Source organism: Micromonospora sp. KC207 (genome assembly GCF_004348615.1).
Taxonomy (GTDB): domain Bacteria; phylum Actinomycetota; class Actinomycetes; order Mycobacteriales; family Micromonosporaceae; genus Micromonospora.
In genome coordinates this window covers 19,933-31,451 of sequence record NZ_SMKJ01000042.1, presented here as the reverse complement: position 1 = coordinate 31,451, position 11,519 = coordinate 19,933, and the positions used below count along the sequence as shown (strand labels likewise).

The 11,519-nt window shown below is 73.3% G+C and carries 8 protein-coding genes; 3 read left to right on the top strand and 5 right to left on the bottom strand.

The features are described from left to right. The 3 genes from E1258_RS08080 to E1258_RS08070 all read right to left on the bottom strand — a co-directional run. Positions 1-1,352 (bottom strand): serine/threonine-protein kinase (locus tag E1258_RS08080; RefSeq protein ID WP_243715269.1); only part of this gene is annotated, 1,352 nt, incomplete at its 3' end. A gap of 79 nt (positions 1,353-1,431) precedes the next feature. Further along, positions 1,432-2,763, bottom strand: coding sequence for a glycosyltransferase family 4 protein (locus E1258_RS08075; protein ID WP_132398288.1), 1,332 nt, complete (start codon positions 2,761-2,763; stop codon positions 1,432-1,434). A 142-nt stretch (positions 2,764-2,905) separates the two neighbouring features. Then, a complete protein-coding gene (locus tag E1258_RS08070) occupies positions 2,906-4,849 on the bottom strand; it encodes an amylo-alpha-1,6-glucosidase (protein ID WP_132398286.1) in 1,944 nt (647 codons plus the stop codon). Between the two features lie 42 nt (positions 4,850-4,891). Here E1258_RS08070 and E1258_RS08065 point away from each other — a divergent pair, with 42 nt between their 5' ends. After that, complete coding sequence (locus E1258_RS08065) at positions 4,892-7,642, top strand: glucosidase (RefSeq protein WP_132398284.1); 2,751 nt, start codon at positions 4,892-4,894, stop codon at positions 7,640-7,642. A gap of 53 nt (positions 7,643-7,695) precedes the next feature. Further along, positions 7,696-8,406 carry an HAD family hydrolase gene (locus E1258_RS08060; protein WP_132398292.1) on the top strand — a complete coding sequence of 237 codons (711 nt, stop codon included), beginning with the start codon at positions 7,696-7,698 and terminating at the stop codon, positions 8,404-8,406. A gap of 549 nt (positions 8,407-8,955) precedes the next feature. Here E1258_RS08060 and E1258_RS08055 read toward each other — a convergent pair. Beyond that, positions 8,956-9,231 (bottom strand): hypothetical protein, encoded by a 276-nt coding sequence (locus tag E1258_RS08055; RefSeq protein ID WP_132398282.1) that lies wholly within the window; start codon positions 9,229-9,231, stop codon positions 8,956-8,958. A 47-nt stretch (positions 9,232-9,278) separates the two neighbouring features. Then, a complete protein-coding gene (locus tag E1258_RS08050) occupies positions 9,279-9,710 on the bottom strand; it encodes a hypothetical protein (RefSeq protein WP_132398280.1) in 432 nt (143 codons plus the stop codon). A 518-nt stretch (positions 9,711-10,228) separates the two neighbouring features. On the opposite strand from E1258_RS08050, the gene E1258_RS08045 reads away from it, so the two are divergent. Beyond that, on the top strand, positions 10,229-11,509 hold the full coding sequence (locus tag E1258_RS08045) for an ABC transporter substrate-binding protein (protein WP_132398278.1): 1,281 nt from the start codon (positions 10,229-10,231) through the stop codon (positions 11,507-11,509). Positions 11,510-11,519: the final 10 nt, after the last annotated feature.

Below are 11,519 nucleotides of genomic sequence, written 5' to 3'. Positions count from 1 at the left end.
GGAAAGGGCGGGGTCGGGACACCCGCACCGAGCGGCGGCAGCACCGGTCCGGCCGCCGACGGGCTCGGCATCGCCCCCGGCGTGTCCGGGGGTGCCGCCCTGTGGACGGTGTGGGGGCTGAACAGCGCGAAGGCGACGGTGTGCGCGACCAGCAGCACGATCGCCACGGCTGCCACGACCAGCGGCCAGCGTTGCCCGGCCGGCGTGGCGGCGTCCGGCGGCCCGGCCAGCGTCGACCTGCCCCACGTCGGTTCCTTCCACGTCGGCCCGTCCCGCGCCGGCCCGTCCCGTGCCGGTTCCTTCCACGCCGGCGCGTCCCGCGTGGGCGCCTCCGCCGTCGGCCCGTCGCGTGTCGGCCCGTTCCGCTTCGGCCCGTTCTGCCTGGAGCCTTTCCGTGTCAAACCGTTCCGCTTCGGCCTGTTCCGTCCCGGGGGCCCCGACGTCCAGCCCGGCACGACCATCCGGTCCGCCGCGACCGGCCCGACCGGCGGGACCACCGTCGCCGGTGAGGCGACCACGATGGGGGACGGGTCGGCACCCGGGGCGGCGGCCTTCGCCAGGCGGCGCTGCGTCTCCTCGTGGTCGATGCGGTGCCGCGGGTCCCGGCGGAGCAGGCCGGCCAGGACCGGCCGCAGCGGTCCGGCGTGCGGCGCCGGATCCGGCGGCCGGGTGGCCAGGGCGCTCAGCGTCGCCATCGCGGTGCTGCGGGCGTACGGCGACTTGCCCTCGACGGCCGCGTGCAGGGTCGCGCCGAGCGACCACAGGTCGGCCTCCACGCTGGAGACACCCTCGGCGGCCCGCTCCGGGGCGACGAACTGCGGGGAGCCGAGCACCAGCCCCGGTTGGGTCATCACCCCGTCCCCGCCGTCGAAGACGGCGAGCCCGAAGTCGGTGAGCATCACCCGCCCGTCGTCGGCGATGAGCACGTTGGCGGGCTTGACGTCGCGGTGCAGCACCCCGGCGTGGTGCGCGGCGCGCAGCGCGGCCAGCAGTGCCAGCCCGATCGCCGCGGCCCGTCGGGGTGGTAGCGGCCCGGACGTGTCCAGGATGTTCTGCAACGACCGGGACGGCACGTACTCCATGATCAGCCACGGGTCGCCGTCGACGGGCACCACGTCGTAGACCCGGACCACGTTGGGGTGGTTGAGCCGGGCCGTCGTGCGCGCCTCCCGCAGCGTGCGGAAACGCAGCTCGTCGCGCTCCTCCCCAACCAGCGCGGCCGGCGGGACGACCTGTTTGACCGCGACGTCGCGGTGCAGCATCTCGTCCCTGGCACGCCAGACCCGGCCCATGCCGCCGCGACCCACGAGGTCGAGCAGGCGGTACCGGCCGCCGATAACTACCTGCTGCACCGCTCTCCTCACCACTGGCCGACGTACACCATAGCCAGAGGATCGGCGACGACCTATCGGACGTCAGGTCGGGGAAGCGTCAGCAGGCGGCGTGCCCGGCGGTCAGCAGGTTACCCTCCGGAATGGCGATCCGGGGCCGCCCCGCGCCCAGCCGGCTTGCCGCCCGGCGGGCCTGGAACGAGCCGTGCTCGCGGCGGGCCGCCGCGTAGCTGCTCGCGGTGTGGGCGGCGATGGTCGCCCAGCCGTACCGCTCGCTGACCATCGTCCGGGCCCGGCGGGCCACCCGGCGGGCGAAGACCTCGTCGCCGATGAGCCGGTCGACCGCGCCCGCCAGCGCGTCCGGGTCGCTGTGCGGGAAGGTCACCCCGGTGACCCCGGGCTCGACGATCTCGGCGAGCCCGCCCGTCGAGGCGACCGCCAGCGGAGCGCCGGCTGCGGCGGCCTCCAGGGCGACCATGCCGAACGGCTCGTAGAGGCTCGGCACGACGGTGGCGTCGGTGGCGGCCAGCATGGCCGGGAGCTGGGTGGAGTCCAGGAAGCCGGCGAAGCGCACGGTGTCGCCCAGGTGCAGCCGGTGCGACTGCTCCACCAACTCCTGCCGGTACGGGCCGTCGCCGGCGATCACCACCCGCAGCCCCGGGTGCCGCTCGCGCAGGTACGGCACCGCGTGCATCAGGTGCTGCACGCCCTTCTCGTAGACCAGCCGGCCCGCGTACCCGACCAGGGGACCGTCACCGGCGAACCGGGCCCGCGCCGAGGCGACCGCCCGGGGGCGGGCCCGCCAGGCCCGGTCGTCCACCCCGTTGGCCACCACGTCCACGCGGGCGGCCGGCACGTCGAACAGGCGGGTGATCTGGTCGCGCATGTACCCGGAGCAGGCGATCACCCGGGTCGACTCGCCGCTGATCCAGTGTTCGACGCCGTGGATGGTGCGGTTCATCTCCTCCGGCAGCCAGCCCTGGTGCCGGCCCGCCTCCGTGGCGTGGATCGTGGTCACCAGCGGCAGGTCCAGGTACTCGGCGAGGGTGATCGCGGTGTGCGCGACGAGCCAGTCGTGGGCGTGGATGACGTCGTAGGTGGCGGATTCGGTGGCGCGCAGGGCGGCGCGGGTGAGGGTGTGGTTGAAGGCCATGGTCCAGGCCAGGAGGCTGCCGGTGGCCAGGGGGAAGGTGACCGGGTCCTCGGCGGCGCGTAGGACGCGGACGCCGTCGGCGTACTCCTCCAGGGGTGCGCCCTCGGCGTGGCGGGTGACGACGGTGACCTCGTGGCCGGCGGCGGCGAGGGCGACGGAGAGGGCGTGCACGTGGCGGCCGAGGCCGCCGACGAGCACCGGCGGATACTCCCAGGAGAGGATGAGCACCCGCTGGTGCCGGGCGGGGTTGATGTCGATCACTTTGGCATCAGGTGACATGCGGCCCCCTTTGAGTTGTCCCCGGCGCGTGCGCCGGCCACACCCGCAGACCGGGTGCCGCCGACGTGCCCTGGATCTTCGGGCAATCCTGCCCCCGGCCGGATAACCGGCGGAGACGTCACCGTTGCGGGGATGTAAAGCGCTACCGGCGGACCCGGCGCGCGCGCAGCACCTCCGCGACCGACCATGCCTGGAACGGGCAGCCCGTCGCCGCGTGCGGGGCGGCCCCGTCGGCCGTCTCGCTGACCGACCCCAGCCCGTGCTCGGTCAGGTGTGCCTCCACGCCGACGAACAGGTCGTCTACCGGCAGCTTCGCCCGCCGGGCCGCGTCCACGTACGGCCCGAGCAGCCACGGCCACACCGTGCCCTGGTGGTAGCCGCCGTCCCGCTCGGCCGGGCCGCCCCGGTGCCGGCCGTGGTAGCCGGGCGAGTCGGGGGAGAGGCTGCGCGGCCCCAGCGGGGTGAGCAGCCCGGCGGCGACCCGGCGCAGCGTCGGCTCGTCGGGCTCCAGCGGCGCGTACGGCAGCGACCAGGCCAGTAGCTGGTTCGGGCGCAGCAGGTCGTCGTCGTGGAACGGCGCGCCGCCCAGCGGGTAGGCCGGCGCGGGCGCGTCCACCACGTCGTGCAGCCAGCCGACCGGCGAGGGAAAGCGCGCGGCGAACGACGCGGTGGCCCGGGCGTGCAGCCGCCACAGCTCGGCGGCGTCGGCCCCGGCCAGCTCCGTCAGCTCGGCCAGCCCCGCGAGCCCGTTGACCCACAGCGCGTTGACCTCCACCGGCTTGCCCGTTCGCGGGGTGACCGGCACCCCGTACACCCGGGCATCCATCCAGGTCAGCGCCGTGCCCGGGCTGCCGCCCTGGGCGACCAGGCCGTCGGCCGGGTCGACGGCGATGCCGTACCGGGTGCCGGCCAGGTACGCGTCGACCACCCCGCGCAGCGCCGGCAGCAGCTCGTCGCCGAGGTCGGTGTCCCCGGTGACGGTGACGTGCCGGCTCACCGCGTGCAGGTACCACAGCGCGGCGTCGACCGTGTTGTACTCCACCTGCCCGGTGTCGGCCGTGTTGGCGAGCATCCCCTCCGACAGGGTCGCCGCGTACGCCCGCAGCAGCTCCCGCCCCTCGTCGGCCCGGTTCGCGCACAGGAACAACCCCTCGTACGAGGTCATGGTGTCCCGTGACCACGCGCCGAACCACGGGTAGCCGGCGACCACGTCCGGGCCGGCGGCGGTGCGTACGACGAACGCGTCGGCGGCCAGCGCGAGGGTGGCCTCGACGGCGTCCGCCGGCATGGCCCGTGCCACCACCTGCCGGTTGCGCCGCCGGGCCGCCGCGACGATCTGCTCCGCCGGGGGTGGCGCGGTGGCCAGGTCGCCCGCCCAGGCCAGCACCGACACCGTGTCGCCGGGGCGCTCCAGCGTGCCGCAGAACCGCCCGGCGTGCCAGACGTCGTCGTCCGGGTGCAGGCCCCGGGCCGCCTCCTCGCGGTGGTGCACCCCGAGCCACCACTGCCCCTCGGGAACCCAGTCCGGCCCGGCGAGGCGGAACGCGCCCTCCACCACCGCGCCGCCGTCCACCGGCTCGACCCGGGGCGTGGGACCGTCGGCGCGCCGTTCGCCGTGCGCGTCGCGCCAGGTGCAGGCCGCCGACAGGTCGAGGCGGACCGGCCCGCCGGAGACCAGCCGGTGCACCACCGCCACCCACGAGCGCCCGTACGCCATCGCCAGCTCGCGCTCGATCACCACGTCGCCGATCCGCCACCGCCAGCGCGGCAGCCCGTCGGTCAGGTCGAAGCGTTCCAGCAGCTCGAAGCCGCGCGGGTCGACGTCGCCGGAGGACCACTCGTGCGCGCCGAGGCGCAGCCGCGCGCCGGAGGGGAGGGTGACCGCCGGGTCGAGACTGACCAGTCCCACGTTTCGGGAAGCCGGGGTCTGGCCGGCCACCACCAGCAACCCGTGGTAGCGGCGGGTGCGCAGCCCGCTCACGGTGCCCATGGCGTACCCGCCCAGGCCGTCGGGGACCAACCACTCCCTGGTGGCTCCGCCGGTCAGCTCCCCGCAGATCTGCGGACCGAAACGAATGTCGATCAACTTTCCTCCAGCGGCGGCGAGGTGTAACACACCACGACGAGAATGGCCGCTGTGGTGAAGTACCCCGGCGGCACCGAAGATAGGCACGTGATCACCGACATGCCCCCCTCCTCCGCGCCCGCATCCGACGCCGAACGGCTCCGGCTCGCCCAGGCAGACTCCGGGGAGCAGGACTGGCGCGCATGGGGTCCCTATCTGTCCGAGCGGGCGTGGGGGACGGTACGGGAGGACTACAGCGAGCACGGCACGGCGTGGGACTACTTCCCCCACGACCACGCGCGGTCCAGAGCCTACCGGTGGAACGAGGACGGCATGGCGGGCGTCTGCGACGACCGGCAGACGTTCTGCTTCGCTCTCGCCTTGTGGAACGGGCGCGACCCGATCCTCAAGGAGCGGATGTTCGGCCTCGGCGGCGACGGCGGCAACCACGGCGAGGACGCCAAGGAGTACTGGTGGTACCTCGACTCCACGCCCACCCACTCGTGGATGCGGTGGCGCTACCACTATCCGCAGGCCGCCTTCCCGTACGACGAACTGGTCGCCGTCAACGCGCTGCGTGGCCGCGACGACACCGAGTACGAGCTGGTCGACACAGGGATCTTCGACGACGACCGGTACTGGGCGGTGACCGTCGACTACGCCAAGGCGTCCCCGACGGACATGTGCATCGTGGTGACCGTCGCCAACCGGGGCGACACCGCCGAGCGGCTGCACGTGCTGCCGTCGCTGTGGTTCCGCAACACGTGGGCGTGGGGCCTGCCCGGCGGGGACCGCGTGCCCCGGCTCGTCGGCTCCGCCGCCGGGGCCGGCGGCGGGGCCCGGCTCGTCGGCGAGCACTGGGTGCTCGGCCAGATCCTGCTGGAGGGCGACGGCGACCCGGTGCCGCTGCTCTGCGACAACGACACCAACGCCGAGCGGCTCTGGGGGCTGCCCGGCCGCTCGGCGTACCCCAAGGACGGGATCAACGACCACGTGGTGAACGGCGCGGCGACGGTCAACCCCGAGCGGGAGGGGACCAAGGGCGCGCTGCACTACGTGCTCGACGTGCCGGCCGGCGGGCACCGGCAGATCCGGCTGCGGCTGACCCGCACCGCGCCGCCGCCTGGCGGGACGCCGCCGCCGGCCGCCGACCTGGGCGCCGGCTTCGACGCGCTGGTGTGGGCGCGGCGGGCCGAGGCGAACCGGTTCTTCGACGGTGTCGTCCCGGCCACCGCCACCGCCGACGAGGCCCTCGTCGCCCGGCAGGCCATCGCCGGGCTGATGTGGGGCAAGCAGTTCTACCACTTCGACGTGAAGCGGTGGCTGGAGGGCGACCCCGGCTCCACGCCCCCGGCCGGCCGCCGGCACGGGCGCAACAGCCACTGGTGGCACATGACCAGCTTCGACGTGATCTCCATGCCCGACCCGTGGGAGTACCCCTGGTACGCGGCCTGGGACCTGGCCTTCCACTGCGTCAGCATCGCCCGCGTCGACCCGGGCTTCGCCAAGTCGCAGCTACTGCTCCTGCTGCGCGAGTGGTACCTGCACCCCAACGGGCAGATTCCGGCGTACGAGTGGGCGTTCGGCGATGTCAACCCGCCCGTGCACGCGTGGGCCGTGCTGAAGGTCTTCGAGATCGACGGCTCCCGCGACCACGAGTTCCTGGCCCGGGTCATGCACAAGTTGCTGCTCAACTTCACCTGGTGGGTCAACCGCAAGGACACCGGCGGCAACAACGTCTTCGAGGGCGGTTTCCTCGGGCTGGACAACGTCGGCCCGTTCGACCGCTCGGCGGCGCTGCCGGTGGCCGGGACGCTGGAGCAGTCCGACGGCACCGGCTGGATGGCCATGTACGCGCTCAACCTGCTCGACATCGCCATCGTGCTCGCCGAACACGACCGGACGTGGGTCGACACCGCCACCAAGTTCTTCGAGCACTTCGCCTACATCGCCGCCGCCGCGTACGACCAGGGGCTCTGGGACGAGGAGGACGCGTTCTTCTACGACGTGCTGCGGCTGGCCGACGGCAGCCAGGTGCCGCTGAAGGTCCGCTCGGTGGTGGGGCTGCTGCCGCTGGCGGCCACCACCCGGCTCACCGCGCGTACGCTGCGCCGCCTGCCCGAGCTGGGAGCCCGGCTGCGTTGGTTCCTCACCCACCGGCCCGAGTACGCCGCCGTGATCGGCGCCCGCCGGATCGGCCCGGACGGCCGCCAGCAGCGGCTGCTGACCATGGTCGGCCCGGAGAAGGTGGTCCGCATGCTGGCCCGGATGCTCGACACCGAGGAGTTCCTCTCCGAGTACGGCCTGCGCACGCTCAGCCGCGCCCACCTGGACAAGCCGTTCACCGTCACCCTCGGCGGCCAGGAGTTCAGCGTCGGCTACGAGCCGGCCGAGTCGACCAGCGGCCTGTTCGGCGGCAACTCCAACTGGCGCGGCCCGATCTGGATGCCGACCAACTTCCTGCTGATCAGCGCGTTGCGCGACTACGCGGCCTTCTTCGGCGACGACCTCCAGGTCGAGTACCCGACCCGCTCGGGGGTGAAGCGGACCCTCAACGAGATCGCCGATGACCTCTCCGCCCGGTTGATCTCGCTGTTCACCAGGGACGGCTGGGGCCGGCGGCCCATCTACGGGGCCGCCCAGCTCTTCCAGACCCACCCCGACTGGCGGGACCTGATCAGCTTCCCGGAGTACTTCCACGGCGACAACGGCGCGGGGCTGGGGGCGTGGCACCAGACGGGCTGGACGGCCCTGGTCGCCGACCTGATCCTCACCCTGCGCCGCGGGCCCACCGGCCCGGCGGAATCGGCGTGACCGCGCCGCGCCATCCGCAGTACGGTGTCCGGGCCCGGCGGGAGGGGGAAGCGATGCGGCAGGGCACGACGGGTCGACGGAACGCGCAGGTGCTGGTCTTCGACGCCGACGACACGCTGTGGGAGAACAACGTCGTCTTCGAGCGGGTCATCGACGGCTTCCTCGCGTGGCTGGACCACCCGACGCTGGACCGGGCGGAGATCCGGGCCATCCTCGACGACATCGAGCGGGCCAATGCGGTCGTCCACGGGTACGGCAGCAAGGTCTTCCTGCGTAGCCTGGGCGAGTGCCTGGAGCGGCTGCGGGAGCGGCCCGTCTCCGCCGCGGAGCGCCGCCAGATCGATGCCCTGGCCGAGGCGCTGGTCAACCACCAGGTCGAACTGATGCCCGGGGTGGCCGCGACGCTCGACGCGCTGGCCGGGCGGCACCGGCTGCTGCTGCTCACCAAGGGCGACCGGGAGGAGCAGCAGCGCAAGCTCGACGCCTCCGGGCTGCTGCACCACTTCCACGCCGCGCACGTCGTGCGGGAGAAGAACGTCGACACCTACCGGTGGCTCGCCGGGGAACACGGCTTCGACCCGGGAGCCGCCTGGATGATCGGCAACTCGCCGCGGTCGGACATCCTGCCGGCCCGGGCCGCCGGCATGTGGGCGGTGTTCATCCCGAACGAGAACACCTGGGTGCTGGAGCACGACGACCTCGACCCGACCGATACCGGCGTGCTCCGGCTGGCCGTGTTCGAAGACCTGCTCCGGCACTTCTAACGTTCCCACCCGCTCGACGCGCCCGTTTCTCGCGTTCTGGGCCTGCTCGACACGCCCGTTCTGGGCCTGCTCGACACGCCCCGCCGGGTGTACCTGCTCCGATGCAGAGCAGCGCCGGCGCGGTGGCTCGTGTTACGGCCTGCTGCCGGATTTGGGACTTGCCGACAATCGCGGCCATGAATGGCCGGGACAGGTTGTTCCGCCTGCGCCGCGCTGCCTAACCTGAACCGGCGTTCGCGACTCTTCGGGTGGGTCGGGAACGCGCCGAAGTCCGGCGGTGGCGCACCGTGGAGCTGAGTGCAGGCGGGCCGTATCGTCGCGGGTGAGCCCCAGCGTGGGCGGCATGGTCCGCTCACGCGTTCACCGGCGCGATTCCGCTGCCACACCGGACGGCCGGTGGGTCAGGGCCGGGGAACTGCGGACCCGGTCCTGACCCGTGCCCGCCCACGGGGGCGACGCCGTGGGCCGCCCGCCGCGCCGATCCAGCACCGTGGCCGCGCGTCGGGTCGACGCCGTCGATCGTGGAGCGGGTGGCGTCTCGACCGGCGGTCAGGTGATCTCGCCCCGGACGATCGCCACCGCCACCCGGCAGAACTCGTCCATGTCCGGCTGGAAACCGGCCGCGATGTCCGGGTGCAGCCCGGACCGCGTCTCGTCCAGCAGCCGCTGACAGACCTGCTCCACCGGCTCGCCCGCGAAACTCGACCGGATCCGCTCCGTGGCCGCCTGCAGGGCCGAGGTCAGCTGGTCCTCCAGCGGGCCCCGCAGCTTCCGCTGCACGGGGTCGAGCCCGCTCGGGTCGAGCGTGACATGTGGCTCCGACATCAACGCTCCCTTCGTCGGCGTCGGCGGTACCCCACCGCGCGCGTCGGTCAAACCACGGTCGGCATGGCGGCCACCCGCACCCGGTAGGAGAACTCCTCCGCCGGTTCCTCCAGGTACGACAGCCGGCGGATCTGCCGGTCGTCGGTGTAGAGGGCGACGTCGGCGAGGACCCCGAGGTGGGTCAGGCCGATGGTGGCGACCCTCTTCTTGTCCTGCAGCACCGCGCAGACTCCGCCGAGCAGGGTGCTGGCGTCGGAGGTGCGGTGCCCCGGCGGACAGCGCAGGGTCACCTCCACCTCCACCGGCCCGCCCAGCGGTGTCCAGCCGGTGCGCTGGGCCGCCGAGCAGGCCGCCAGGAGCAGGGCCCGGACCCTCGTCGCCTGCCGGTGCCCGGCGGCGAAGATGGACAGGGCCTCGGTCTTCACCGGGGGCAGGCCGCTCACCTCGAATGTCAGGGCGAGAGCGCGGGTGTCCTGCACGACGGCACCTCCTCGTCGTCAACGATCCTGCCCAACGGGTGAACCGGCAGCGGGGGGTTCGCTCGATTACCCACCGATCGGGCAGGCAGGGGTCGGCCGGAGGCGTATCGACTTCGACGGCGACGCGCTGGCAGCTGAGTTGGGGGAACTCCCGGCAAACGCTAGTCGAACCGGCGGATGCCCGGTAGCCTCCGCGCGTACGTGTCGTGACCGGCCGGAGGCGCGTTGTCCCGGCCGGCCCGCGCCTGACGGACTCCCGTGCGACCCGCGTACCGCCTCGTCCCAGCGGCCGTCACCGGCCCGGACACGCGGCGCGATCGGCGGCCCGGCGGCCGGAGCGGAGGCCGCCCGGGTGACACCTGTTGCGGTCAGGTTTCGCGGCTTCGCAGGTCGGGCAGTGTTCCCCGCACGAAGCGCCCGGGACGGGCCGGTGGTCGCCGGCCCTCGCCCGGCCGTCTCGCCGTGCGCCGGGGCACGGGTGATTTCCCCGGATCTTCGCCGAAGAGAGGGGGAGGGCGATGACAGGACCGGCCCGACGTCGGCGTCGACCCGGGGCCCGGGCGGGGGCCGTCGCAGCCGCGCTCGCGCTGGTCGCGCCGCTGGCTGCGTGCGGTTCCGGCGGCGACGGCGGTACGCCCACCATCAACCTGTACTACCCGCCCGAGCAGAACCTGCAGAAGGTCGTCGACGACTGCAACGCCGAGGCCCAGGGGCGCTACCGCATCGCCTACCGGGTGCTTCCGCGTCAAGCCGACGACCAGCGGGTGCAACTGGTCCGTCGGCTCGCCGCCGGGGACACCGGGATGGACGTGCTCGGCCTCGACGTCACCTGGACCCAGGAGTTCGCCAGCGCGGACTGGATCCGGGAGTGGACCGGGCAGGACCGGGCCGACGTGGAGCAGGGCACCCTCGCCGGGCCGCTGGACACCGCCCGGTACCAGGGCAAGCTGTACGGCGCGCCGAAGAACACCAACGTGCAGCTCCTGTGGTACCGCACCGACCTGGTGTCGCAGCCGCCGAAGACCTGGGACGACATGATCAAGCAGGCCCAGGACCTGAAGGCGCAGGGCAAGCCCTACCAGGTGCTCACCATGGGCGCCCAGTACGAGGGGCTCGTCGTCCTCTACAACACCCTCGCCGAGAGCGCGGGCGGCAAGATCCTCAGCGACGACGGCAGGCAGGCGGTGATGGACGCCGGCACGGTCACCGCGCTCGACCAGCTCCGGCGCTTCGCCACGTCCGGCGTGACGTCGCCGTCGTTCAGCAACGCCACCGAGGACCCCGTCCGGCTGGAGTTCCAGTCCGGCGGCGGCGCGTTCCAGGTGAACTGGCCCTTCGTCTACCCGGCCTTGCAGGAGGCCGACCCGGAGCTGGCGAAGAAGGTGAAGTGGGCGCGGGTGCCGGGGATCGACGCCGACACCCCGAGCAAGGTCACCATCGGCGGCGTCAACCTGGCCGTCAGCGCGTACTCGAGGCACCCGGCGGAGTCCTTCGAGGCCGCCAGGTGCCTCCGCAACGCGAGGAACCAGAAGTTTTCCGCCGTCAACGACGGCGTGCCACCGACCATCGAGCAGGTCTACGACGACCCGGAGATGGACAGGGCGTACCCGATGAAGGAGACCATCCTGGAGGAGCTGAAGGAGCCGGCGACGCGCCCGCTGACCCCGGCGTACCAGAGCATCTCCACCGTGATGTCGGCGATCCTGTCGCCGCCGTCGGCGATCCGCCCCGAGCAGACCGCCGACGAGCTGCGCGACGCCATCGCCGACGCCCTGGAGTCGAAGGGGGTGCTGCCGTGAGCGTGAGGAG

Bases quoted from the DNA above. Each gene is read 5' to 3' on its own strand.
- E1258_RS08075 (WP_132398288.1), bottom strand. From the start codon at position 2,763: ATGTCACCTGATGCCAAAGTGATCGACATCAACCCCGCCCGGCACCAG.
- E1258_RS08065 (WP_132398284.1), top strand. From the start codon at position 4,892: ATGGCCGCTGTGGTGAAGTACCCCGGCGGCACCGAAGATAGGCACGTG.
- E1258_RS08060 (WP_132398292.1), top strand. From the start codon at position 7,696: ATGCGGCAGGGCACGACGGGTCGACGGAACGCGCAGGTGCTGGTCTTC.
- E1258_RS08055 (WP_132398282.1), bottom strand. From the start codon at position 9,231: ATGTCGGAGCCACATGTCACGCTCGACCCGAGCGGGCTCGACCCCGTG.
- E1258_RS08045 (WP_132398278.1), top strand. From the start codon at position 10,229: ATGACAGGACCGGCCCGACGTCGGCGTCGACCCGGGGCCCGGGCGGGG.